Here is a 26,183-nt window from a genome sequence, read left to right on the forward strand (position 1 = left end):
TGGCGTCCGTTCGCATGCAGCCAAAGCACCCCGGCGACCCGTATACCAAGTGACCCGCAGTCCCCTGTGAGGAGACCGGTAGATGCGAACACCCCGTCCGATCGTCGTGGCCACGGCCATGGCGACCACCGCCGTGCTGCTGGGAAGTCCCGGCAGCCTCGCCGGTGCCGAACCACCCAAACCCGTAGTCAGCAAGGCGGATTCCACCCAGCCGTCGCGCTGGATCACCCTCATCACCGGCGACCGCGTGCAGGTCACGCCCCAGCCGGGCAAGCCCGACGCGGTCCACTTCCATCCCGCGAAGAACAGCAGGTCCCGGGGCGCGGTGATCTCGCGCACCGGCGACGGGCACACGCTCGTCGTACCGACCTCGGTGGCCGCCGACGTAGCCGCCGGGCGGCTCGAAACGGCGCTGTTCGACGTGACCACCCTGCTGGCCGAGCGATACGACGACGCCCGGTCGAAGGTGATGCCCGTCATTCTCAGCTACACCGGTCCGGCCACCACGGCGCGGACCCGCGCCGCCCAGGACAAGCCGGCGGGCGCGGCCCGGACGCGGGTGCTCAACAGCATCGGCGCCCGCAGCGTGGCCGTCACCAAGACCAGCGCCACGGCGTTCTGGTCCTCCGTCACCGCGCCCGGCAAGCACCAGGTCGAGGCGACGGTCGCGAAGATCCGCCTCGATCGCCGGGTGAAGGCCTCGGTCGATCTGAGTGTGCCGCAGATCGGCGCACCCGCTGCCTGGCAGCGCGGTTTCACCGGCAAGGGCGTGAAGGTGGCGATCCTCGACACCGGGATCGACACCGGCCATCCCGACCTGGCCGGCAAGGTGATCGCCCAGGCGAACTTCTCCGAGAGCGCCGGCACCACCGACCAGCAGGGTCATGGCACCCATGTCGCCGCCACCGTCGCGGGCAGTGGGGCGGCCTCCGGCGGCAAGTATCGCGGCGTGGCGCCGGACGCCTCCTTGCTGAACGGCCGGGTGCTCGACGAGTCCGGCTACGGCACCTTCTCCGGCATCATCGCCGGGATGGAGTGGGCCGCGATCGGCCAGGGCGCCGACGTGATCAACATGAGTCTGGGCGGTGGACCCAGTGACGGCACCGATGTGATGTCGCAGGCAGTGAATACGCTGAGCCGGCAGACCGGCGCCCTGTTCGTGATCGCGGCGGGAAACTGCTTCCTGCCCGAACCGCAGTCGGTCTCGTCACCGGCCTCGGCCGACCTGGCCCTGGCCGTGGCGAACCTCGAACGGGATGGTTCGCTGGCGCATTCCTCCTGTCATGGGCCGCGACGGCGTGACTTCGGGCTCAAGCCCGAGATCGCCGCACCGGGCAGCGGTATCGTCTCCGCCCGCGCCGCTGGGACCGAGCTCGGTCAGCCCGTCGGGGAGCACTACACCACCTTGACCGGCACGTCGATGGCGACGCCGCACGTCGCCGGTACGGCCGCACTGCTGGCCCAGCAACACCCGGATTGGACCGGCGAGCAGCTCAAGACCCGTCTGATCACGACGTCCGACCCGCAGCCCGGCAGCACCGTGAGCCAGCAGGGTACGGGCCGGGTGGACGCCGATCAGGCCACCGCCACGAATGTCAGCGTCGACACGGGCGTCCTCGACTTCGGCTTTCTCCAGTGGCCCCACGACGACCAGGGGCCGATCACGAAGCGGCTGACCTATCGCAACGCCGGTACGACGCCGGTCACGCTGGCTCTCAAGGCGGAGCCGGCCGGTCCCACCTTCAGTGCCGGGACCTTGACCGTGCCCGCGGGCGGACAAGCCGCGGTGGACGTGACGGTCGATCCGGGAACCTCCACCGGGCACAAGGCCGGGCGGGTCCTGGCCACCCCCGAAGGCGGCGGCGATCCGGTCGTCAGTCCGTACACCTGGTTCCTCGAGGACGAGCGGTATGAGCTGGCCATCACCGGAATCGACCGCGCCGGCTCTGCCGCCAATGGCCCGGTGGTGTTCAGCCGGCCCGATGGCGGCGGGCGGACCGATCTCGACCCCGAGACCACCCGGATCGTGAACGGCAAGCTGACCGTCCGGGTGCCACCCGGCGTCTACGACGTGACGTCGCTGTTGAAGATGGAGGCGACGGACACCGCCACGGACAACTTCTCGCTGGTCGCGGCTCCCGAGGTCAAGGTCACCGGCAACACCGCGATCACCCTGGATGCCCGGACCGCCGTCCGCACCGCCGCGGCACCGGCGGATGTGCCCGGTCTGAACGCGCGGGAGGTCACCGTCACCTACGTGCGCACAGATCCGAACGGCCGAGCCGTCGGCTGGCTGGGCGCCGTTTTCAACGGGCCGCCCTTGGACTTCTTCGCCACCCCGACCAAGCCGGTCTCGGTCGGCGGCCTGGAATACGCCGTGGGTGGACGGCTCGAGGTCCCGCCGTACGTGGCGACCGTCGGCGGCAAACCGCTGGAGGTGGCCGCCGTGTCCTGGGCGCCACGGTTCACCGGCCTCAAGAACCTGGTGGCTGTCGATGCAGGCGACGGCTCGGCTGGAGAACTCACCGATGTGCGCGGCAAGCTGGCTGTGATCCGGCATGACCCCGAGGACGGGTGGGCCGATCCGATCATCCTCGCGGCCCAGGCGGCCGGCGCCGCCGCGGTGCTGCTCTACAACCCCAACGCCCCGGGCCTGATCGGTGGCCAAGGAAGCATCGGCGGTGACGGTGTCACCGTTCCGGTACTGCAGACGAGCCGCGTGACGGGAGCCCGGTTGGTCGGCCTGATCGCGCAGCAGCCGGTCACCGTGCGGATCCTCGGCGTGGCCGAGACGCCGTTCGTGTACGACCTGATGCATCCGTGGAACGACGCTGTGCCCGCCGATCCGCGGTACCGGCCGCGAACCGCCGACCTGGCCCGGGTGGACGAGACCTTCGGGTCGCACGAGCCGGGTATGCGGATCCAGGAGTTCCGCGAGGGCAGGACGCCAAACAACTGGGTCGTCAACGGATTCCACGATCTGGCCGTGATGATGTACGGCCCCAGCAAGCGCACCTCGTTCCTGTCGACCGATCACGTCAGCTGGACCCAAGGTGTGCTGCCCAGTCTGAGCGAAACCGGCTACACCAGCTGGTACGCCGGGAACCCGGCTACGTATCAGCAGGGTCAGCGGCTGACCGAGAAGTGGTTCACGCCTGTGGCGACCAGCAGCCTGCCGGACACCGACAGAACCTTCCTCTCGGTCAATCGAGTGCACGGGGGCGTCCGGGCATGCTTCAGCCCCCTGGACAACCCGGGTCAGCATGCCGAGTGGTCGCCCGCCGGTGACTTCCAGATGACGTTTCGCCGCAACGGCAGCGAGTTGCCGTCCATAGACAGCCATTGTGCCCAGGCCAGCATTCCCGACGGGCCGGCGGACCTCGAGATCGACCTGGACGTTCGGCGCAAGCAGCACTTCTGGAAGTACTCCACCCACGTTCGATCGACGTGGGCCTTCCGGTCCGCGGGCGGCGCCGATGAGGTCATGCCGGTGGTGCTCGCCGATCTGGACGTTCCGTCGGCGAACAGCCTGAACCAGGTGAAGGTCGGCAAGCCGACCGGGATCACCCTTGGCCTGCGTCACCAGAAGGGCTCGAAGTCCTCGGCGTTCACCTCGGCGAAGCTGGAGCTGTCGTACGACGGCAGCACGTGGACCTCGTTGCCGCTGACCTCGGCCGGCGCCAACCGGTACACCACGACCGTGACGCATCCCGCCACGCAAGCGGGCAAGGCGCCCTCGCTGCGTTTGCAGGTCACCGACGCCGCCGGTGGAAAGCTCACGCAGGAGGTGACCGCCGCCTACGGCCTGATCGACTGATTCCTTCCGAACAAAGCTCCGCGTCGCGAAAGAAGCCCTTTCGCGACGCGGAGCCACGTTCAGATGCAGACGGCGCCTTGGGAGGCGGAGCCGACCAGACGGCGGTACTTGCCGAGCACGCCCTTGGTGATGGCGGGGGTCTTCGGGGTCCAGCCCTCGCGGCGGCGTTCCAGTTCCTCGGGCTCCACGTGCAGCTCGAGGGTGCGGTTCTTCACGTCCAGCGTGATCCGGTCACCGTCGCGCACGAACGCGATCGGCCCGCCGTCGACGGCCTCGGGCGCGACGTGGCCCACGCACAGGCCCGTCGTACCACCGGAGAACCGGCCGTCGGTGAGCAGCAGCACGTCCTTGCCGAGGCCCGCGCCCTTGATCGCTCCCGTGACCGCGAGCATCTCGCGCATCCCGGGACCACCCTTCGGCCCTTCGTACCGGATGACAACGACGTCGCCGGCCTTCATCGAACCGTCCTCGACCGCGTCCATCGCGCCACGCTCGCCGTCGAACACCCGGGCCGTGCCTTCGAAGACGTCGGAGTCGAAACCCGCGCTCTTCACCACGGCACCTTCGGGCGCGAGGGTGCCGTGCAGGATGGTGATACCGCCGGTGCTGTGGATCGGCTTGTCCAGCGCGCGGATGATCGTGCCGTCGACGTCCGGCGGGTTGATGTCGGCCAGGTTCTCCGCCATCGTGCGGCCGGTCACGGTCATCACGTCACCGTGCAGCAGGCCCGCGTCGAGCAGGGCGCGCATGATGACCGGAATACCGCCGACGCGGTCCACGTCCGTCATCACGTAACGGCCGAACGGCTTCAGGTCACCCAGGTGCGGGATCTTGTCACCGACCCGGTTGAAGTCGTCCAGGGTCAGCTCGACCTCGGCCTCGCGCGCGATCGCCAGCAGGTGCAGTACGGCGTTGGTGGAACCGCCCAGTGCCATCACGACGGCGATCGCGTTCTCGAACGCCTCGCGGGTGAGGATCTGGCGCGCGGTGATGCCCTGGCGGAGCAACTCGACGACGGCCTCACCGGACTTGCGGGCGAACCCGTCGCGGCGGCGGTCCACCGCAGGCGGCGCGGCCGAACCCGGTAGCGACATCCCGAGCGCTTCGGCGGCCGAGGCCATCGTGTTCGCCGTGTACATGCCGCCGCAGGCGCCTTCACCCGGGCAGATCGCACGCTCGACCGCGTCGACTTCCTCGCGGGTGATCAGCCCGCGCGCGCACGCACCGACGGCCTCGAAGGCGTCGATGATCGTGACGTCCTTGTCGCCGAGCTTGCCCGGCATGATCGAACCGGCGTACAGGAACACCGACGAGACGTCCAGCCGCGCGGCGGCCATCAGCATGCCCGGCAGCGACTTGTCACAACCGGCGAGCATTACCGAACCGTCGAGCCGCTCGGCTTCGACCACGGCTTCCACCGAGTCGGCGATGATCTCGCGGCTCACCAGCGAGTAGTGCATGCCGACGTGGCCCATCGAAATGCCGTCGGACACGCTGATCGTGCCGAACTCGAGCGGATAACCACCGCCCGCGTGCACGCCTTCCTTGACCGCCTTCGCGAGCCGGTCGAGGGACAGGTTGCAGGGGGTGATCTCGTTCCAGCTCGACGCTACGCCGATCTGCGGCTTGACCCAGTCGTCGTCACCCATGCCGACGGCACGGAGCATGCCGCGCGACGCGGTGGCTTCGAGCCCGTCGGTGACGACGCGGCTCCGGGGCTTGATGTCAGGAGTGCCAGACGGAGTATTCGTGGACATGCATCTCACTGTATGGCCAGTGCCCCGGCGCCGCCGATCCGGGACCGGGAACTGTCGGTGCGCGCTGACATACTCGGCCGCTGCATGCATAACGGACGAAAGGCTGTTGAGTGACGCGTTGTGGTGGGGGTGGCGCCCGATGATGGGCCGTTCACATGCCTTGTCGGGTTGGTGCGCGGGACTGGCCGTGGCGCCGTTGGTGGGTCTGACCTCGATGGCCGAGATCGTGCCGTTCGCCGCCGCGACCGCGGGCTACGCGCTGGTGCCGGATCTCGATCACCCCGGCGCGAGCGCATCGCGGCTGCTCGGGCCGATCACTGGTCTGGTGTCCCGCGCGGTGCGCACCTTCTCCTCGATTTTGTACGCCGCGACGAAAGGCCCGCGCGACGAGGACAGCACGGGCAAACACCGGCACGCCACCCACACCCTGGCCGCGGCCTTGCTGCTCGGGTGGCTCGCGGCCGGGGCCGGCGCGAGCGGTGGGCAGTGGGCGGTGTTCGGGGTGGCGCTGTTCGGGCTGATCCTCGCGGCCGACGTACTCGGCGACTGGGTGCTGATCGTGGCCGCCATCGCCGGCTTCTGGACCGTCTCGGGAACGCATCTGCCTGGTGCCGACGCGGCGGTCGCCCTGCAGCAAGGCTTTGACCAGATCGGCAGCTGGATCGGCGCGGCTGTCGCGGTCGGGATGTTCGTGCATTGTCTGGGCGACAGTCTGACGAGGTCCGGCTGCCCGTGGCTGTGGCCGTTGCCGATCCGCGGCGAAACCTGGTTCGAAATCCGCCCGCCTCGCCGTCTCCGCTTCTCCACCAACAGCTGGGTAGAACGCCTCATCATCGCCCCCGCCCTCCTCCTCGCCGGCGTCCTCCTCCTGCCCGGCGCCATCCCCATCGCCCAAGACCTCACCGCCAAACTCGTGATCGCCTACAACAACCAAGAAGCCACGCCCTAGTGACGAGGTGAGTGCACCTCCACGGCTGCCCGGACGCCCTCGGAGAGCGGACGGTGGCAACGGACGGCCGCGGAGACCGGTACAAGCTGCCGCGCTTGGCCCGCCGCGACCGGGGATCCAGGTCTCTGCCGCATCCCACCTGCGCGCGAGTGGTCGCGTGCGCACGCGAGTCGTCGGCGGGTGGGCGATCCCCGCGGTCAGTGCGGCGACTACGGCCGTGATGGCACGACGGTGTCCGCGGATCAGGTTAAGCCCCGGGCAGTGTTGTGTTGGAGGGAAGGTGGTTTCGGGGTGCGGGATTAGCGTTGGTTACATGGTGTCGATGGTGAACTCGCACCAGGGGGACCATTCGCCGGGGGTGGTGCCGTCGGTGCCTCGGACTCGCCAGGCGTAGCTGCTGTCTTCGGTGAAGGCGTCGTCGGGAATAGTGGTGCCGAGCCAGGAGCCGGAGGCGCCAGGGCCTTCGGTAGCGGTGGTGCTGATGATGCCGCCGACCACCTTCCACTCGAAGGTGGCGTAGACCGGTACGCCTTGGGTATCGGTGATTTGCGCGCGCAGTTGCGGCGTGAGGCTGTACATGTACGGCCGCTCCGCCCCCGTCGCGCAGACCGTGTCCGGCGCTGTCGCCTGCAGATCCACCGCGGTCTTCGTCTGGTAGGTGATCGTCACCGTAGGCGGGTTGGCGGCGGCTTCGCGGGAGGCGAATCGCTTCCAGCCGTAGTTGTCGGTTTCGCTCGCGGCGCTGATTCCGATGTTGGTCTTGGTCAGGCGATTCGCCACCGTGTACTGGAATGCCGCCGTGACCGGGATCGTCACCCAGCCGGCCCCGCAGGAACTCGACCAGCCCTTGGTCTGGGTGGAGGTGCCGACCTGTTCGTACTGCACCGGGCGTTTCGTCCACCGGACCGTATTCGTCACGTCGGCGACCCGGTGGGCCACCCAGCCTTTGGCCGTGCAGGAGTACGAGTGATGGGACCACAGGTTCAGCGTCGCGGCCTGGACCTGCTTGTCCCACAGCCATTCCTGGTTGTGGAAGCTCAGGTACGACTTGGCCTTGTTCGCCCCGGAGTCGTACGTGCCGATCTTCAGCTCGGTCGCGGCCGACTGGTCATTGGTGTAACTGGATTGCACAAACGCGTCGAAGTTCGCGCCCGCGCTCTGCGAGGGGTCGATCGTCACCGGGTAGACGGTCTTCGGATCGGTCAGGAACGCCGCGTCGGGCGTGAGCACCAGCGCGTTCTTCGCGAGGCCGAGGCCCACCGGCGCCCGCCGCAGGTGTTCGCCGGTCACCCGATCGACGGTCGAATCCCACATCACCGGAGCCGGTACGTCGTGGCTCTCGGTGGCGGACGAGACATTCAAACCGCCCGCGCCATCCAGCCGCGCGGTCAAACCGCTTGTTCTCCAGGGCATCTTGAACTGCCGCAACTGTTTCGCGGCCTGGCGGTTCTTCACCAGCAGGTACTGCTGGTACCCGGTTCGGGTCGCCTCGACGACCAGATCGACACCGGGTTTCACCTCGCGATAGGTGGCCGTGGTCCCGTTGAGCTCGGGAGCCGGCAACGGACCGGACCACCCCAAGGTGGAACGCCGGCCGGGCTGGCCGAGTGCGATCAGGTCGTGGTCCCCCGGTCCCGCGGGCCCGGACAGCTTCAGGCCAAAGGGGTGGGCCTTGGCCGCGATCGAGCCGTCGGCCTGCCGTACCAGTGACACGTCGACGGGCGTCCACGCGCCGTTGGCGTCGCGCATCCGTACTGGACCACCGGCGATCGTCGCCTCGATCCGGCCGGACGGCAGTGCGCGGTACTCAGTGGTGTCGGTGGTCTTGCTGGTAATGAGAACTGGCCTACCGGTCGCCTTGGCGGTCGCGACCGCTGAGGCTTCATCCGATACCTCCGAAGCGGATACCCGCGAAGCAGATACCTGCGAAGTAGATACCTCCGAAGCAGCGATCGGCCGGGCGACGGCCGGTTCGTTCAGTGCGCCGGCGACCAGGGCCAGGCCGACGGCCGGAACGATCCAGCGCATCGAGCGGGTTCCGGGACGAACACGCAGCGGACGTGGGCGGAGATCAGGGGACATGCGCATGACCTTTCTGGGCAGGGAAAGTTCACGTGTAGCTGGGACGGTCCGCCGATCCCGCGAACCCGGGTGGCCCAGTTGCGGGCCACCCGGGTTCGGATCGGCGGATGGGATCAGCGGGTACGACTACCCGCGATCTTCTTCGGGTCTATCTACTGCGGCTTGACGGCGATATCGGCCGCGGGCCAGGAATGTGGAACAACCACTTCTTGACCCGCTTCCAGGCGTACGTCGTGACGACGCCGAACGCACAACCCTGAATGCCCCAGCGGCCGATCTTGTACGGGAGGCGCTTGTACTTGGCCCAGAAGGACTTCCGCAGCATTCCGGCGCCCGCACCCTTGATGCAGGCCTTCACGTACTTGTTCTTGACGACCTTGCGCCAGACCCAGCGCACGTACTTGTTGCGCTTGACCTTCTTCTTCCACTCCTTCAGCTTCTTCGCGGCCGCCTTCATCACGCAGCGCTTGGTCCAGCACATCCACTTGCCGTCGAGGTCGGTCTTGTCGACCGGGTCGGCACAGACGTACTCGTAGGCGTTGCAGCCCGCGCCCCAGATCGGGTCGATCTGCAGGAAGCGTCCGGTGGTCGGGTTGTAGAGCCGGACACCCATCAAGACGATGCCGGACGGTGCGTCCGCGGCCCGCTGTTGCGAACCGAGCCAGCCGTAGCGCTGCTTGCCGACGGCCTCGGGGTCGCCGAGTTCGCCGTACTCGTTGGCCTCGCTGGTGCTGGACAGCCCCTCGTCGCCACTGTGGATCGTGGCCACGATGTCGCCGGACAGGTCGGCGATCTGCCATTCCGGTACGCCGCTGTCGCTGTCGAGGATCGCGGACATCCCGGACAGGCCAGGAACCACCCGGGTGAAGCGTGCCGCACCCTCCTGGGTCCACACCGGTGAGTCGTCGTCACCGTCGTAGTGGTTGACGTTTGTGACCACCTCGCCGGTCGAGTTGTCGGTCCAGGACCGGATCCGCTCGCCGGTGACGTCGAGGGCGTAGTCGGTTGTGCGGCCGTTCTGGGTGACCGTGTCGACCAGGTCGTCCGCGTGATAGGTGACCGTCACGTTGCCGGCCCCGGGTGCTCCCGTGTCGATGGCCGGCAGCGTCGTGGTGCGGCCCAGTGCGTCGTACGCGTAACCGGCGGTGGTGACCCGGTTGGCCGCGTCGTACGTCCAGGTGCGGGAAGTCGCCGGAGTCGTCGTCTGGCAACTGCCGTCGGCGGCCGGCCCGTACTCCGAGCTGCTGGTCCGGTCGGTCGCGGTGTTGAACCCGTAGGTCCGGGTCACACACTTCTCCCCGACGGTTTCCTGGACCGCGGTGACCCGTCCCGCCGCGTCCTGGTGGTAGAGCTGGCTGGACAGGGTGGACACCCGCCGGGCCGTCTGGCCGGTGGCCGTACCTGTCACCGCTTCGCTGAACAACGTGCAGTCGCCGGAGGTACACCCGGGCTTGCTGTAGGTGATGGCAGCCGCTTCGCCACTGCCGTCGTACCGGGTGTCGACCTTGACGCCGTTCGGCCACGTCTCGCTGACCACCTGGCCGTCGGCGTTGTGCGTGCCGGTGTAGGTGCCGGTGTGGCTGTCGGTCACCGAGGTGAGCAGACCGCGGTAGTCGTAGCCGTGGGTTCGGGTGGCCTTGCCATCCGAGGTGGTCGCCGGCCGGCCGACCAGATCGTAGGTGGTGGTGGACAGGTTGCCGTCGGCATCCTTGTAGGAGGTGATCCGGCCGAGAGTGTCGTAGGTACGGACGATCTCGGCGGTGACCGTGCCGTTGACAACCGACTGGGTACGCAGCACGTTGCCGGTGAGCGGGTCGTAGATGGTGCGCTGGACCGGAATCGCCGCTCCGAGCCCTGCTGCCGCGACAACGCTGACCTCGGAGATCCGGCCCGCCGCGTCGAACTTCGTGGTGCTGGTTCGCAGTGTTCCGGCACTGGTCTTCTCGATCAGTACGCGCTGCTGGTTGTACATGTCGTACGTCTGCACCTTGACCGGCAGTTCCGGCCCGGTGGCCGCTTGACCGCCCGGCTGGATCCGGCAGACCAGGTTCGCCCACTCCGGGCGCAGGTCGCACTCGCTGTAGCCCGAGCCGGCGGTGGCCCGGTAGTAGATCAGCTTCTGCGTGGCCGGGGTGTTCGTGGTCGTACCGCCCGCGACCTGCGTGGTCGAGGTTTCGAGCCCGGTGACCGGGTCGAAGGTGGTACGGACCGTCTGGTTCAGTCCGCCCGGGTCGGTGGTCGTCACCGTCGGCGTGCGCAGTGCCCAGTTGTAGCCCGTGGTCGTGACCCGACGGTCCGCCTCGACGGCAGTACCGCTCGCGCCCCAGAGCCGAACCTGCGTCTCCGTGGTGGTGACCACGTTGTACGGACCACCACTGGCCGGCGCGCCCTGGTCGTAGGTGTTGCGAGTGAGGTGCCGGCCCTGGACCGTGGCGCCGGTACTTAGGCGGACCTCGGTCTCAGGTCCCAAGGTGGACTCGAGCCGTTCCCCATCCAGCGAGTAGTTGTTCACGGTGGAGTAGGCCTGCGCCAGGGTTCGTTCCGCGACGTCGTTGTCCGCCTGCGAGTGGTTGAGGGCCCGGTGGCGGTTCTCCGCGGTCAAAGCGCGTACGGAGTTGCCGTAACCGTCGAACCAGCTCGTGGTGATGTGACCACCCGGTGCGGCCGTGTTGACCTCGCGGCCGTTGGCATCCAGGTAACTGATCGTCGCGCGTTCCCAGTTCGACGGCAGCGTGCCGGTTGCGGGGTTGCCGCTGGGCACCTGGTCCGCCGGGAAGACGGCAGAGGCGTCGGTAGGTGCTTCTGCCTGGCCCCACCGCTTCGTCTGGCCAGGCGACAGGTCGTACGGCGCACCTGCTCCGGACAGCGGCACCTTGTAGACAACGGTTTCTACCGAGGTGCCGGCGGTCAGGGCAGACCGGGACACCTTGGAGATCCGGCCGATGGCGGGATCGTTCGGCAGCGTCGTGTAGCTCAGCTGCCAAGGCTCTTGCCCGGCCGTCTTGGCCGTCGAGAGAACACCGTCGGACTGGTAGCTGTAGACATCACCGATGCGGTTGCTGCCAGAGTCCAGCCGGGGGTCCCAGGCCGAGCGCAGACGGCCCGCGTTGTCGTAGCTGTACCGCGCTACCGCGACCGTGCGCAGCGCCGGGGTGGCCAGGTCGGGATCCCAAGCGGTGAAGGAGATCTCCTTGACCCGCCCGAGGTAGTCACCCCAGGTCGCGTCGGTGGTACCGGTGGCCGTGGTCGCCGTCGCGTAGGTGAAGTTCAGCGCGCGGCAGCCGCGGGTCATCGTCGCGCAGTTGACGCCATCCGGAACCGGGGCCAGCATGCGGACCGGTCGTACCACCTCGGCACCACCGATCGTCACCTTCTCCCAGTTGTAGGTGGTGGTCTGGTTGCTACCCGGTAGCGTCGTCGCCTTCGGGTAGTACTGCCCTGCCGCGGTCCCGGTGACCCGGCCGAACGTCACGATCGAGCCCTGCTCGTCCGTGAGCTTGTACGTGTCCGTCGTACTCGCGTACGACAGCTTGAGGCTCGCCTGGCCGACCTCGGGGTCGAAGTTGACGCCGTCGCGAGCCGTGAAGCCGACCGTGTCACCCTCGGGCGTACCAACCTGGATGAGCGTTCCGAAGACGTCGAGAGACGTGTACGGCGTTTGAGCCTCGTCCACGACTGCGCCGGAGATCCAGCCCGGGCCGAACATGCCCGACGAGTCGGTCGAGGCGGACTGGCGGGTGTTGTAGGTACGGCTGACGGTCAGGTCACTGCCGTAGGAATCGACCGACACGTCGGTCTCGGACATGGTGAGGTTGCCGGTGAGCAGGTTGACCTCACCCGGGCCGACGTCCTCCGAAGCAGCCGTCGCGAGGTTCCGGTCGAAGGTGAGCTTCACCGCGCCCGAGGACGCGGCCGTGCCACCGGTGAAGTTGCCCCGGATCTGGACAGGCCCGTCACGCGGGATCGACTGCGCGTCGATCGCGGCCAGCGTGGCCTCCAGGTCCCAGTTCAGCTTGGGGAACTGCCCGTTGCCACTGGTCGGCAGCGGCCACGTCACCGCGCCACCACCGGCGGCGACCTTGACGTGAGCGGTCGGGATCGTCACCCAGGCGTCCGTGTCGCCACGACGCCACTGGTAGGTGACACCGGTGGCGGTACTACGGCCCGTGCCGACGATCGCCGTCTTGGCCGCGCTGACGTCACCGTTCTTCGGCGCGATCACCGCGCCTCCGCCAACAGCGAACTCGTACGCCGTCAGCGGCGACCGGTTACCGGCCCGGTCCCGGGTCCGGACCCACAGCGTGTGCGGTCCATCGGCGGTCGGGGTGATGCTGATGCTGGTGGTCGCTCCCGGGGTGGAGGCGTTGACCACCTCGTCCGGCGGGTTGGTGTCGACGCCGTACTCGTACGCCACGACATCGCTCGCACCCGAGGCACCGAAGGTGAAGGTGCCGGCGGTTCCGGCTGCACCTGACCACTGGCCCACGGGGTAAGTCGTGGACGAAACGGTCGGTGCGGACGCGGGTGCCACGGTGTCGACGGTGAACTCACACCAGTCCGACCACGCGCCGGGCGTCGTACCGTCCGTGCCCTGTACTCGCCAGGCGTAACTGCCGCCCTCGACGAGAGCACCGGCTGGAATCGTGGTGCCCATCCAGGCACCGGACGCGCCCGGGCCTTCGGTGGCGGTCGTGGTCAGTCCACCGATCGGCTGCCACTCGAAGTTGCCGTGCACCGCCGCGCCGAGGCCGTCGCTGATCTGCGCGCGCAACTGCGGCGTACGGGTCGAGATGTACGGACGGTTGGCGCCGGTCGCGCAGACCGTTTCGGGCACGGTCGTCCGGGCGGTCACGGCAGTCTTGGTCTGGTAGGTGATCGTCACCTTCGGCGGGTTGGACGCGGCCTCCCGAGAGGCGAACCGCTTCCAGCCGGCGTTGGTGGTCTCACTGGCAGCCTTGATGCCGATGTTGGTCTTGCTGGCATGGGTGGTCGCCGTGTGCTGGAACGCCGCGGTGACCGGGATCGTCACCCAGCCGTCGCCGCAGGAGGTCGAGAAGCCCTTGGTCTGCGTCGAGGTACCGACCTTCTCCAGCTCGGCCGGCTGCGCGTTCCAGCGCGCCGCGTTGGTGACCTCGCCGGTGCGCCACGCCTCCCAGCCCGCGGCCGCACACGAGAACGAGTGGCTCTCCCACAGGCTCAACGTGGCGGCCTGGATCTGCTTGTCCCACAGCCATTCCTGGTTGTCGAACCGCAGGAATGACCTGGCCTTGGTGGCCCCGCCGTCGAACGTGCCGAGCTTCAGCTCCGTCGACGCGGACTGGTCGCTGCTGAAGGTGTTCTGTACGAAGGTGTCGAAGCTCGCGCCCGCGCTCTGCGACGGGTCGATCGTCACCGGGTAAACGGTCTTCGGGTCACTCAGGAAGGCGGCGTCCGGGGTAAGGACCAGCGCGTCCTTGGCCAGGCCGAGCCGTACGGGGGCCCGGCGAGTGTGCTCACCGGAAGCCTTGTCGACGGTGGCGTCCCACATGAGCGGGGCCGGTACGTCGCGATCGGCCACGCCGGCGGAACGGACCGACAGGCCGCCCTTGCCGTCGAGCTTGGCGGTCATACCGTCGGCCTTCCACGGCATCCGCAACTGCTTGAGCTGGGCGGCGGCCGCCCTGCTCTTGACCAGCAGGTGCTGCTGGTAGCCCGTTCGGGTGGCCTCGACGACGAGGTCGACGCCGGGCTTCACCTCGCGGTAGGTGGCGACGTTGCCGTCGAGTACGGGCGCGGGCAACGGCCCGGACCATCCGAGGGTGGAACGCTTGCCCGCCGTACCGAGGGTGACCAGGTCGTGGTCCGTTTTGCCCTTGGTGGCGCCGGCGAGCTTCAGGCCGTACGGGTGGGCCTCGGGCGCGATCGACCCGTCGGGCTGACGAACCAGCGTCACGTCGACGTCGGTCCATTCACCGTCTTCGTCGCGCATCCGGACCGGGCCGGCGGCGACGGTCGCCTCGATCTTGCCCGACGGCAGTGCGCGGTACTCGGTCGTCTCGGTGGTCTTGCCGGTGATCAGCACCGGCTTGCCCGTCATCTTGGCGGTGACGACGGCCGCGGCCTCATCCGGACGTTCGAGCGGCAGTTCAACGGGCGCGTCCGGCTGTTCGGCCGGAATGGCCACGGAATTCGGCGCCTGCACAATGGTGGCAACAAGTGCCACCCCTACGGTGACGCCGATCCAGCGCGCGGATCTGGGACCCGGATAAGCCCGGGACAAGCGGGTTTTGGGGACAGGAAACATGGGCGGTGACCTCCTGGGACGGCTACTGCGCACCAGCGTGGGGCTCCGCCACTGACCCCGACAGGTCACTACTGGACAAGTTCCAGAACTGGCCAGTCCGATGCTGGCCAGGCCCGACACTGGCCGAAACCCGACAGCCTGCCGCCGCAGGTTCCTGCCGGGCACAACGAAACAGCCCGCCGACGTCAGGTTCTTGCGAACACAGCGAAGCAGCCCGCCGGCGCGAGGCCGAGCGGGCTGCTATTTCGCGGAGTTCAGCCGAGAAGGCCGAGGCGTTGCGCGGCGGCGCCGGCGGCGAACCGGGTGGGGGCGCCAACAAGCTCCATCACCGTGGAGATGTGCCGGCGGATCGTCCGCACACTGAGGCCGAGGTGGCGAGCGATCGCCTCGTCCTTGAGACCGTGGACCAACAGGGACAGGACTTCGCGTTCGGTCGCGGCGAGCTGGTTCGGCCCTGGCGTGGACCGCTCGGTGCCTGACAGCACGACCGGGGTCGCGGCCGCCCATAGCTGGTCGTAGTACTGAGTCAGCGCGGCGATGAGCACCGCCGAACGAACGAGCAGAGCACCGCTCATGCCCGTCGGCACCAGTCCGACAAGGGCGAAATGGTCGTCCACGATGAGCAGGCGCGCCGGCAGGCTATGCACCGTACGGACCTCGACCCCTGCCGCGACGGCGGCTCGAACGGCTTCGGCTCCGCGCGGATCGGCCAGGAACTCCGGCGTACAAAGCTCGCGGAAATGCATTGAGTCACAGGCACTCGCGAGCGGCGACGGCAGGATCGGCGCGGTCTGATCGGGATCGTGCACGGCGATCGAGCGGTAGGTGCATTGCACGGTGTGGATCGAGGTCATCCAGCGTTCGGTGATCTCGTCGCGATCGGTCAGCAGCTGAGCCAGCAGGGACGGAATTTCGCTCGCCTGCCGGTCGTGCAGCTGCCGCCGGTGATGAAGCTCGGCGGCCGCGACGTAGCCCTGGACGATCCGATCCTGCTGGCGGCTGAGTTCGCGCTGGACCTGGGTGAGCAGACCGGTTGTCGCGATCAATGGATCAACCGGCCGCAGCGTCTCGACGCCTTGAAACCGGTGTAGGTAGGCGAGCTGCCGGGTGATCAGTTCCTGACCGATCTCGTCGTTCTCCGCCCAGGCGGCTTGACCGAGATCGACCAGCTCGAGATAGGCGTCGGCGACCGGCGCCGGGAGTAGGTCGCGGAAGAGCTTCTCGTGCTCGGAAAGGTCTGGCTGGCGACCCATACTCAGATTGGCAACCACGGCGTCCCCCACCACAGTCGGCCACCTCGCGGTGGCAGCTATTCGTGGCCAAGAAACTACCATTGGTCACCGATTACTGTCAGGATCTTTCCGATTACTGCCCGGATGTTCGCCCGGCGTTCAGCGCCCAGCAACGGGCCTCCACGTCTATTTACGCTGAAAAAGACCCGTTCCGGCTCGGCGATGCAGCTTCCTGCCAGCTCAGCCGCCCGCAACCGACGGGAGCACCAGCAGCTCGGCTCCGTCGTCGAGTGGAGTGTCGAGCGCCCGCAGATCGCGGATGTTGTCGTTGCCGAGGAAGACGTTCACGTGCCGGCGAAGGGCGCCTTGCTCGTCGGTGAGGCGGCGGCGCAACGCAGGGTGCTCCGCCTCCAGCACCTCGACAACGCGCCCCACCGTCGATCCCGCCGGTACGTCGACCTCAACGCGCTCGGCGCCACCCGCGAACGGCCGCAGCACCGTTGGCAGGCGGACGGTGACGGACATCAGATCACCGCCGCCCGCACCGTCAGTACGTCGGGCAGATGCCGGGCCAGCTCGGTCCAGGTGTCACCGGCATCGGCACTCGCATAAACACAACCGTCCCGGGTGCCGACGTACACACCGGCTTGTTCCGCGTTGTCGGTGCACATCGCGTCCCGGAGGACAGGAGCGTACGACGGGACCTGTGGCAGGCCCTTCGTCAACGGCTCCCAGGTCTCACCGGCATCGCGCGAGCGGTAGACCCGGCAGGTGGCGTCGGTCGGGATGCGATTGCCATCCGCGATGAGCGGAAAGACGTACACCGTGTCGGGCTCGTGCGGGTGCACCGCGATCGGGAAGCCGAAGTCCGATGGCAGGCCGTTCGCGATCGACTGCCAGTTGGCGCCGCCGTCGTCGCTGCGATACACGCCGTGGTGGTTCTGCGCGAACAGGCGATCGGGGCGGCTCGGATGCGCCGCGATCTTGTGCACGCACTGACCGAACTCCGGATCCGGATCGGGCAGGAAGTACGCCTTGATGCCCTGGTTCGCCGGTCGCCAGCTCTCACCGCCGTCGGTGGTGCGGTAGACGCCACCGGTGGACATCGCCACGCTCACCTGGTTCGGATCGTCCGGGTGTGGCAGCACGCTGTGAATCGCCTGGCCGCCGAAGCCGGCCCCCCAGTCCTTGCGATGCGGGTGGTCCCATAGCGCGCGCACCAGCTCGAACGTCACGCCCCCATCGGCCGAACGCCACAGCGACGACGGCTGGGCGCCCGCGTAAACGACGCCGGGCTGGTTCGCACCGGCGGGCTGGATCTGCCAGACCCGCTCGAGCGAAGCCTCCGCGTCGGCCGGGAACCCGATCGAACCCTGCGGCGGCTCGTCCCAGGTTTTGCCGAGGTCGTCGGAATGGAAGACGGCGGGCCCCCAGTGCTCACTGGTGCCGCCCGCGAACACCCGTGGCCGCTCCGCGCGCGTGTCGATTCCCACGGAGTAGACACCCTGCATCTCGAAGTGCGGGCCGGTCAGCTCCCACTTCCGCCGGTCGGCGTCACTGTGGCCGATCCAGAGCCCCTTCTTGGTCCCGATCAGCAGTACGGCCTCGGACATCACGTTCCTCCAGTACTAGCGCTAGCGCGGTGGGCCTGCCACCACGTTGATCAACGGTTCACCCTTCGCATATCGCTCGAGCTGGGCGCGCACCAGCCGGGCCACCCGCGGCGCGAAGGCGGTCGAGGCGCCACCGCGATGCGGATTGATCAGTACGTTCGGAGCCGACCACAACGGGTGGCCGCTGGGCAATGGCTCGGGGTCGGTGACGTCGAGGGCGGCGCGGATGCGGCCGGTGCCGAGCTCGGCGATCAGGTCGTCGGTGTTCACCACGACACCGCGGGCGACGTTCACCAGCAGGGCGCCGTCCTTGAGCCGGGCCAGGAACTTCGCATCCACCATGCCCTTGGTCTGCTCTGTCGCCGGGGTCAGCACCACCACCACGTCGGCCGTCGGCAGCAGGTCGGGCAGGTCCTCGATCGGATGCACCCCGTCGCGGGCCCGCCGGGCCACCCGGATCACGTCGCACTCGAACGCGGCCAGCCGACGCTCCAGCGCCTCCCCGATCGAGCCGTACCCGAGGATCAGCGCCGTCCGGTCGGCGAGCGAGTCATCGGGCCGGTCGAGCGGCGGCCAGACCTGCTCGTCCTGGTTCCGCACGGCGAGCGGAATTCGCCGGTAGGACGCGAGGATCAGCGCCACCGCCAGCTCGGCGGTCGAGGCGTCGTGCACGCCGCGGGCGTTGCACAAGGTGGTGTCCGCGCCGACGAACGGCAGGAAGTTCTCGAATCCGGCGGTCTGGGTCTGCACCACCTTCAGCGCGGGCATGTCGCCGATCACCTCGACCACCTCTGGCCCGCCGAGGTAGTGGGGCACGTAGTACTCGATCTCGTCCAGCCCGTCCGGGCGCGGACCGCCGTCATAGAACGTGACGTCGAACCCGCTCGGCATACCACCGAGGAACGTCTCCGGGTCCTGCCACGGCAGCAGGATCTTCACATCGTCAGCCATGTCCCGAACCTACCTTTGCCCGCCGACAATTTCCGTCCGGGTTCCGCGCTGGGAAAACGCCCTGCGCGGATCGGGTCCCGCGCCGTACTCTGGATAGGTGCCTCCGACAATGGACCACCGGTCGGCCGTCGAGAAGCTTCGATCGTCGTACCGCGAGATTCCCTCGGGCCGGCCTGTCCGGCTGGCGAAGCGCAGTTCCAACCTGTTCCGGCCGCGAGCCGCGATCGACACGCCCGGGCTGGATGTCAGCGGCCTGACCGGGGTGCTGTCGGTCGACGCGGAGGCCCGGACCGCTGACGTGCAAGGCATGTGCACCTATGAGGACCTGGTCGCGGCGACGTTGCCGTTCGGCCTGGTGCCGAAAGTTGTGCCACAGTTGCGCACGATCACGCTCGGCGGTGCGGTCAGCGGACTCGGCATCGAATCGTCGTCGTTCCGCGCGGGCCTGCCGCACGAGTCGGTCGTCGAGATGGACATTCTCACCGGCGCCGGGGAGATCGTCACCGCCCGGCCCGACAACGAACACGCCGACCTGTTCCGCACCTTTCCCAACTCGTACGGCTCGCTGGGCTACGCCACCCGATTACGCATCGACCTCGACCGTATTTCGCCGTACGTCGCGCTCCGGCATGTTCCGGTCAAACTGGACGACCTCGGCACGGTGATCGCCGAGATCATTGCCGAGGGCAAGTTTCAGGACGAGCCGGTGCACTTTCTGGACGGCGTGGCGTTCAGCCCGGACGAGGCCTATCTGACGCTCGGGCGCAACAGCGACGCGGTGGCCGAAACCAGCGATTACACCGGCCAGCGGATCTTCTATCGGTCGATCCGGCAACGGTCCGCCGACGTACTGACCGCCAACGACTACCTCTGGCGCTGGGACACCGACTGGTTCTGGTGTTCCTCGGCCTTCGGCGCGCAGAACCCGTGGATCCGGCGACTCTGGCCGCGGCGGTTCCGGCGCAGCGACGTGTTCCACAAGCTGGTGGGCCTGGAGAACCGCTGGCACATCGCCGCCCGGATCGACGCACGCAAGGGCAAACCGCCCCGCGAACGCGTCGTTCAGGACGTCGAGATCCCACTCGACCGGTTGGCCGGCTTCCTGCGCTGGTTCGACGCCGAGGTCGGGATGCGGCCGGTCTGGCTCTGCCCGCTGCGCGCTCAGCAGGACTGGCCGTTGTACCCGCTCAAGCCCGGCGAGACCTACGTGAACGTCGGGTTCTGGGGCACGGTGCCGATCGCCCCGGGCGCGGCCGACGGTGACGTGAACCGCCGGATCGAGGCCGCCGTGGCCGATTTCGCCGGGCATAAATCGCTCTACTCCGACGCTTACTACGACCGCGAGACGTTCGACCGGCTCTACAACGTGCCGGAATTGACCGAGGTGAAAGCACGCTACGACCCGCAGTCCCGGCTGACCGGGCTTTACGAGAAGGCGGTGACGCGCCGATGACGGCGACGATGAACCCGACTCAGGTATTGATCGCGGATGCCCTGACCGCCGTCACCCCGGCCGGTCTGCCGTTCCGCTTCACAGCGTACGACGGAAGCTCGGCCGGTCCCGAGGACTCGGCCGTGCACATGCACCTCGCGAACGAGCGCGGCCTGTCGTACATCCTCACCGCGCCGGGCGATCTCGGCCTGGTCCGCGCGTATGTCGCGGGCGACCTGGAGATCGAGGGCTCGCACCCCGCCAATCCGTACGAGCTGATGCGGTTGATGCTGCGCCAGTTGTCGTTCCAGCGGCCCACCCCCGCCGAGGCCCTGCGGATCGTGCGCGGCCTGGGGTGGAACCACCTCAAGCCGCCGCCTCCGCCGCCGCAGGAGCACCTCCCCCGCTGGCGCCGGACCTTCGAGGGCCTGCGGCACTCCAAGACCCGGGACCGGGCCGCGATCCAGCATCACTACGACGTGTCGAACACCTTCTACGAATGGGTGCTCGGGCCGTCGATGGCCTACACCTGCGCGGTCTATCCGAGCGCGGACGCGACGCTGGAACAGGCCCAGGCGGAGAAGTTCGACCTGGTCGCGCGCAAGCTGGACCTCAGGCCTGGCATGCGCCTGCTCGACGTGGGGTGCGGCTGGGGTGGCATGGTCCGGCACGCCGCCCGCGAGTACGGCGTACAGGCCCTGGGCGTGACGTTGTCGTCCGAGCAGGCCGCATGGGCCCGGGCCGCGATCGAGCGCGACGGCCTGGGTGGTCTGGCGGAGGTGCGGTTCGGGGACTACCGCGATATCGCCGAGCGGGAGTTCGACGCGATCAGCTCGATCGGGCTGACCGAGCACATCGGCGTGCGGAACTACCCGGCGTACTTCGGTTTCCTGCTGGACCGGCTCAAGCCCGGCGGCCGTCTGCTCAACCACAGCATCACCCGGCACGACAACCGTCTCCGGCCGACCGGCGCCTTCATCGACCGGTACATCTTTCCCGACGGCGAACTGACCGGGTCCGGCCGCATCATCACCGAGATGCAGGACACCGGCTTCGAGGTCAGGCATTCGGAGAACCTGCGCGAGCACTACGCCAAGACCCTTGCCGCCTGGTCGGACAACCTCCAGGCCCACTGGGACGAGGCCGTCGAAGAGGTCGGCCTGGCCACCGCGAAGGTCTGGGGGCTGTACCTGGCCGCCTGCCGGGTGGGGTTCGAGCGCAACGAGGTCCAGCTGCACCAGGTCCTCGCGGTGAAGCTGCATCCGGACTCCACCTCCGACTTCCCGCTGCGACCCACCTGGCTGAGCTGACGCCTTACGCCGGGCTTTCGGTCGGGGTGGCTACCGTGGGCCTCTCGGTTTCCAACGGAAGGTGCTCGGGCGGATGAGTCGGCGGGTTTTCTGGGGTGCGACGGTGGTCGCGATGGCCTTGGTCGTGAGCGGTTGTTCCGGCGACGGCGAGGCCACGCCAACTCCCGGTGGTGCACGCACGACCACGCTGACGCCGGAGACGTCGTCCCCACCAACGACTCCTGGTACGACGACCAGTGCTCCGGCCGGCTCCAAGCGTGCCGCCAAGGTGGTGGTCGCGGGGACCGTCGCGACGGGTCTGGAGGTGCCGTGGGGTTTGGCCTTCCTGCCGGACAAGTCCGCGTTGGTGGCCGAACGGGATTCCGGCAAGGTCAAGCGGATCGCCGGGTCCGAGGTGACCGAGGTCGGCACGGTCCCCGAGGTGGACCCGTCGTCGGAGGGCGGCCTACTCGGCCTGGCGGTCGATCCCGACTTCACCGGCAATCCGTACGTGTACGCGTACTACAGCACCGGCAACGACAACCGGATCGCCCGCTTCACCTGGCAGGACAACCGGTTGTCCGGGGCCCGGGTCATTCTCGACGGCATCCCGATGGCCGCGGTGCACAACGGCGGCCGGATGAAGTTCGGCCCGGACGGTTTCCTGTACGTCGGCACCGGTGACGGCCGCGAGGGCGAGAACTCGCAGAGCGACGACAGCCTGGCCGGCAAGATCCTGCGCATCACCCGCGACGGCGAGCCCGCCCCGGGCAATCCGCGCGCCGGTTCGCCGATGTTCAGCAAGGGCCACCGCAACGTGCAAGGACTCGCCTTCGCGGGCAACCAGTTGTACGCCGCGGAGTTCGGGCAGGACCGCTGGGACGAGCTGAACGCGATCAAGCCCGGCGCCAACTACGGCTGGCCGGCGGCCGAAGGCAACGAAAACGTCGACGGCATGACGAACCCGATCGCCCAGTGGACCCCCGACGTGGCCTCGCCCTCAGGTATCGCGTTTGCCCAGGGCAACATCTTCATGGCGGGCCTGCGCGGAGAACGGCTCTGGGTGATTCCGGTCGACAACGAAGGCCGTCGTACCGGCGAGCCCGTGGCCTACCTGACCAACCAGTACGGCCGGCTGCGCACGGTCGAGGCCGCACCGGACGGCTCGGTCTGGCTCACCACCTCGAACACCGACGGCCGCGCCGACCCCCGCGACGGCGACGACCGCATCCTGCGGCTGACCGTCACTCAGGGATAAACCATCGGCCGCCGCTCAGCGGCCCGGACATGACCAGCGGCGCGGTGCTCTAGGCGCCGCGCCGCTGGATCAGCCGTAGTTGGTCAGATGCCGAGCTTGGCGTTGACCAGTTCGCGAACCTTGGCTGCGTCGGCCTGGCCGCGCATGTCCTTCATCACCGCGCCGATCAGCGCACCCGCGGCGGCGGGCTTGCCGGAGCGAACCTTCTCGACCACGTCCGGGTTGGCCTCGATCGCCTTGTCGACGGCGGCCTGCAGGGCCGAGTCGTCCGAGACGAGCTGAAGGCCACGGGCCGCGACGATCTCGGCGGGCGTGCCTTCGCCCTTCACCAGGCCGTCGAACACCTGCCGCGCGAGCTTGTCGTTCAGCTCACCGGCATCGACCAGCTTCTGCACGGCCGCGACCTCGGCCGGGCCGACACCAAGTGCGTCGACGTCCTTACCGGCTTCGTTCGCCGCACGGGCGAGCTCACCGAGCCACCATTTCTTCGCGGCCGCCGGGGCCACGCCGAGGGCGACGGTCTGCTCGATCACCTCGAGCGTGCCGCCGTTCACGACGTCGCGCATCTCGAGATCGGTGAAACCCCACTCGGTCTGCAGCCGGATCCGGCGCGCGGCCGGCGGCTCGGGCAGCGTCGCGCGCAGTTCCTCGACCCACTCCCGCGACGGCGCGACCGGAACCAGGTCGGGCTCGGGGAAGTACCGGTAGTCCTCGGCGTCGGACTTCTCCCGGCCCGCGGTGGTGATGCCGGTGTCCTCGTGCCAGTGGCGGGTCTCCTGGATGATCTTGCCGCCGGAGGCCAGTACGGCCGCCTGCCGGGTGATCTCGTAGGTGACCGCCCGTTCGACCGAACGGAACGAGTTCACGTTCTTGGTCTCGGTGCGGGTGCCGAGCGTGGTGCTGCCGGTGGGCTTGAGCGACACGTTCGCGTCGCAGCGCAGCGAGCCCTGGTCCATCCGGACGTCGGACACGTCGAGCGCCAGCAGCAGATCGCGCAGCATGCTCACGTAGGCCTTTGCGACCGCGGCGGCCTTGTCACCGGGGACCTCGATGGTCTTGGTGACGATCTCGATCAGCGGAATGCCCGCCCGGTTGTAGTCCACCAGCGAGTGCGAGGCGCCGTGGATCCGGCCGGTCGCGCCACCCACGTGCAGCGACTTGCCGGTGTCCTCCTCCATGTGCGCGCGCTCGATCTCGATCCGGTAGGTCTCGCCGTCCACGACCACCTCGGCCCAGCCGTTGAAGGCGATGGGCTCGTCGTACTGCGAGGTCTGGAAGTTCTTCGGCATGTCCGGGTAGAAGTAGTTCTTCCGGGCGAACCGGCACCACTCGGCGATCTCGCAGTTCAGCGCGAGGCCGATCTTGATGGCCGACTCGACGGCGCGCGCGTTCACCACCGGCAGCGCGCCCGGCAGACCGAGGCAGACCGGGCAGGTCTGGGTGTTCGGTTCGGCGCCGAACTCGGTCGGGCAGCCGCAGAACATCTTCGACTTGGTGTTCAGCTCGACGTGCACCTCGAGCCCGAGCACCGGGTCGTAGTTCGCGAGCGCGGTGCCGATGTCCAGCACTTCAGCGGTGACAGTCATCGGGAGACCTCCAGCTCCGGAGCCTTGGACATCAACGTGCCACCCCACTGTTCGGCCAGGGCGGCCTCCAGCGCGGCACCGACGGTGTAGAGCCGGTCGTCGCGCAGCACCGGCGCCATCACGTGGAAGCCGACCGGCAGGCCGTCCTCGTCCGCGAGGCCGCACGGGAACGAGGCCGCGGCGTTGCCGGCCAGGTTCGTCGGGATCGTGCACAGGTCGTTCTTGTACATCGCGATCGGATCGTTGACCCGCTCGCCGATCGGGAACGCCGTGGTCGGCGTGGATGGCGAGACCAGCACGTCGACCTGCTCGAAGGCACGCTCGAAGTCCTGCACGATCAACGTCCGGACCTTCTGGGCCTGGCCGTAGTACGCGTCGTAGTAGCCGCTCGACAGCGCGTGCGTACCGAGCATGATCCGGCGCTTGACCTCGGCGCCGAAACCGGCGGCCCGGGTCATGCCCATCACCTTCTCGGCGTCGTTCAGGCCGTCGTCACCAACCCGCAGGCCGAACCGCATCGCGTCGAACTTCGCCAGGTTGGACGAGGCCTCGCTCGGCAGGATCAGGTAGTACGCGGGCAACGCGTACTCGAAGTTGGGGCAGGAAACCTCGACCACCTCGGCGCCGAGCTTGGTCAGCAGCTCGACCGCCTCGTGGAAACGCGCCTCCACACCCGGCTGGTAGCCCTCGCCACCCAGCTCCTTGACCACACCGATGCGCAGACCCTGAACATCGCCACGACGCGCGGCCTCGACCACCGGCGGAACCGGCTGATCGATCGAGGTCGAGTCGCGCGGGTCGTATCCCGCGATGGCCTCGTGCAGCAGAGCCGCGTCCAGCGTGGTCCGGGCGCAGGGGCCCGGGGTGTCGAGGCTCGACGCGAGCGCGATCAGCCCGTAGCGGGAGGTCCCGCCGTACGTCGGCTTCACACCCACCGTGCCGGTGACGGAACCTGGCTGGCGGATCGAACCACCGGTGTCGGTCCCGATCGCCAGCGGCGCCTCGTACGACGCGAGGGCCGCGGAGGAACCACCGCCGGAACCGCCCGGGATCCGGTTCAGGTCCCACGGGTTGCGGGTCACGCCGTACGCCGAGTTCTCCGTGCTGGAGCCCATGGCGAACTCGTCCATGTTGGTCTTGCCGAGAATGACGATGCCGGCCGCGCGCAGGCGAGCCACCACAGTCGAGTCGTACGGCGGCTTCCAGCCCTCGAGGATCTTCGAACCGGCGGTGGTCGGCACACCCTCCTGGGCGAGCACGTCCTTCAACGCCAGCGGTACGCCGGCCAGCGGGCCGAGTTCGTCACCCGCGGCGCGGCGGGCGTCGACCGCGGCGGCCTGCGCGAGCGCGCCTTCGGTATCCACGTGCAGGAACGCGTGCACGGACTCGTCCACGGCGGCGATCCGGTCCAGGTGGGCTTGGGTGATCTCCACCGAGCTGACCTGGCCGGACGTCATCAGCTCCGTCAGTTCGACGGCGGTCTTGCGGGTCAGGTCGCTCATCACGCCTCCTCGGTCAGGATCCGCGGCACCCGGAAGCGCTGGTCCTCGGCGGCGGGCGCGCCGGACAGCGCCTGCTCGGGGGTGAGGCACGGCACGATCTCGTCCGGGCGCATCACGTTGGTCAGCGGCAGCGCGTGCGACGTCGGCCGGATGTCGCCGGCCGCCGCGTCGCTGACGTGCGCGACCCAGCCGATGATCAGATCGAGTTGCGGTGCGAGGTGGTCGAGCTCGTCATCGCTGAGCTCGATCCGCGCCAGGCGCGCGAGATGCGCGACCTCGTCACGGGTAATCGATGACATGGAGATGGTCCAATGGTCGAAACGCGAAGCTTGACGGCCCGCAGGTCTAACATCTGCGGACGGTTCATCCTAGTAGTCACCGGGGACAGGTTTTTCCCTGGCCGGAGCGCGATGGCCCGCGAAGGCCGGTGGA

15 protein-coding genes are annotated in these 26,183 nt (G+C 68.5%); 5 read left to right on the plus strand and 10 right to left on the minus strand.

Going from position 1 to position 26,183, the window contains the following annotated elements; translation table 11 throughout:
* Positions 1–82: 82 nt before the first annotated feature.
* Positions 83–3,817 carry a S8 family peptidase gene (locus tag ACFFGN_RS30840; protein WP_380054896.1) on the plus strand — a complete coding sequence of 1,245 codons (3,735 nt, stop codon included), beginning with the start codon at positions 83–85 and terminating at the stop codon, positions 3,815–3,817.
* Positions 3,818–3,876: 59 nt separating this feature from the next.
* Here ACFFGN_RS30840 and ilvD read toward each other — a convergent pair whose 3' ends face one another.
* Positions 3,877–5,574: a dihydroxy-acid dehydratase gene (gene ilvD, locus ACFFGN_RS30845; protein ID WP_380054899.1), complete on the minus strand. Its 1,698-nt coding sequence runs from the start codon at positions 5,572–5,574 to the stop codon at positions 3,877–3,879.
* A gap of 142 nt (positions 5,575–5,716) precedes the next feature.
* Between ilvD and ACFFGN_RS30850 the strand changes: the two genes are divergently transcribed.
* Positions 5,717–6,523, plus strand: a complete 807-nt coding sequence (locus ACFFGN_RS30850) for a metal-dependent hydrolase (protein WP_380055122.1) — start codon at positions 5,717–5,719, stop codon at positions 6,521–6,523.
* 309 nt (positions 6,524–6,832) lie between these two features.
* Here ACFFGN_RS30850 and ACFFGN_RS30855 read toward each other — a convergent pair whose 3' ends face one another.
* The 6 genes from ACFFGN_RS30855 to ACFFGN_RS30880 form a co-directional block, all read right to left on the minus strand.
* Complete coding sequence (locus ACFFGN_RS30855; protein ID WP_380054902.1) at positions 6,833–8,605, minus strand: DNRLRE domain-containing protein; 1,773 nt, start codon at positions 8,603–8,605, stop codon at positions 6,833–6,835.
* A gap of 148 nt (positions 8,606–8,753) precedes the next feature.
* Positions 8,754–14,888: a DNRLRE domain-containing protein gene (locus tag ACFFGN_RS30860; RefSeq protein WP_380054905.1), complete on the minus strand. Its 6,135-nt coding sequence runs from the start codon at positions 14,886–14,888 to the stop codon at positions 8,754–8,756.
* 254 nt (positions 14,889–15,142) lie between these two features.
* Positions 15,143–16,141 carry a helix-turn-helix transcriptional regulator gene (locus tag ACFFGN_RS30865; RefSeq protein WP_380054908.1) on the minus strand — a complete coding sequence of 333 codons (999 nt, stop codon included), beginning with the start codon at positions 16,139–16,141 and terminating at the stop codon, positions 15,143–15,145.
* A gap of 219 nt (positions 16,142–16,360) precedes the next feature.
* Positions 16,361–16,645, minus strand: coding sequence for a ubiquitin-like small modifier protein 1 (locus ACFFGN_RS30870; RefSeq protein ID WP_380054911.1), 285 nt, complete (start codon positions 16,643–16,645; stop codon positions 16,361–16,363).
* Positions 16,645–17,733 carry a WD40/YVTN/BNR-like repeat-containing protein gene (locus ACFFGN_RS30875; protein ID WP_380054913.1) on the minus strand — a complete coding sequence of 363 codons (1,089 nt, stop codon included), beginning with the start codon at positions 17,731–17,733 and terminating at the stop codon, positions 16,645–16,647. Before ACFFGN_RS30875 ends, ACFFGN_RS30870 begins: the two co-directional genes overlap by 1 nt.
* A gap of 21 nt (positions 17,734–17,754) precedes the next feature.
* A complete protein-coding gene (locus tag ACFFGN_RS30880; protein ID WP_380054916.1) occupies positions 17,755–18,684 on the minus strand; it encodes a 2-hydroxyacid dehydrogenase in 930 nt (309 codons plus the stop codon).
* Positions 18,685–18,781: 97 nt separating this feature from the next.
* On the opposite strand from ACFFGN_RS30880, the gene ACFFGN_RS30885 reads away from it, so the two are divergent.
* From ACFFGN_RS30885 to ACFFGN_RS30895, 3 genes are all read left to right on the plus strand, one after another.
* A complete protein-coding gene (locus tag ACFFGN_RS30885; RefSeq protein ID WP_380054918.1) occupies positions 18,782–20,137 on the plus strand; it encodes an FAD-binding oxidoreductase in 1,356 nt (451 codons plus the stop codon).
* Positions 20,134–21,426: a class I SAM-dependent methyltransferase gene (locus ACFFGN_RS30890; protein ID WP_380054921.1), complete on the plus strand. Its 1,293-nt coding sequence runs from the start codon at positions 20,134–20,136 to the stop codon at positions 21,424–21,426. The genes ACFFGN_RS30885 and ACFFGN_RS30890 overlap by 4 nt, the downstream gene beginning before the upstream one ends.
* 73 nt (positions 21,427–21,499) lie before the next feature.
* Positions 21,500–22,663 carry a PQQ-dependent sugar dehydrogenase gene (locus ACFFGN_RS30895; RefSeq protein ID WP_380054924.1) on the plus strand — a complete coding sequence of 388 codons (1,164 nt, stop codon included), beginning with the start codon at positions 21,500–21,502 and terminating at the stop codon, positions 22,661–22,663.
* 83 nt (positions 22,664–22,746) lie between these two features.
* Here the strand turns inward: ACFFGN_RS30895 and gatB are convergent, their stop codons facing one another.
* The 3 genes from gatB to gatC are packed head-to-tail and all read right to left on the minus strand — an operon-like array spanning position 22,747 to position 26,050.
* Positions 22,747–24,249: an Asp-tRNA(Asn)/Glu-tRNA(Gln) amidotransferase subunit GatB gene (gene gatB, locus ACFFGN_RS30900; RefSeq protein ID WP_380054927.1), complete on the minus strand. Its 1,503-nt coding sequence runs from the start codon at positions 24,247–24,249 to the stop codon at positions 22,747–22,749.
* Positions 24,246–25,751, minus strand: coding sequence for an Asp-tRNA(Asn)/Glu-tRNA(Gln) amidotransferase subunit GatA (gatA, locus tag ACFFGN_RS30905; RefSeq protein ID WP_380054930.1), 1,506 nt, complete (start codon positions 25,749–25,751; stop codon positions 24,246–24,248). The genes gatB and gatA overlap by 4 nt, the downstream gene beginning before the upstream one ends.
* On the minus strand, positions 25,751–26,050 hold the full coding sequence (gene gatC / locus ACFFGN_RS30910) for an Asp-tRNA(Asn)/Glu-tRNA(Gln) amidotransferase subunit GatC (RefSeq protein WP_380054932.1): 300 nt from the start codon (positions 26,048–26,050) through the stop codon (positions 25,751–25,753). The genes gatA and gatC overlap by 1 nt, the downstream gene beginning before the upstream one ends.
* Positions 26,051–26,183: the final 133 nt, after the last annotated feature.

The sequence above is a fragment of the Kribbella deserti genome (assembly GCF_042434725.1).
Taxonomy (GTDB): domain Bacteria; phylum Actinomycetota; class Actinomycetes; order Propionibacteriales; family Kribbellaceae; genus Kribbella; species Kribbella deserti.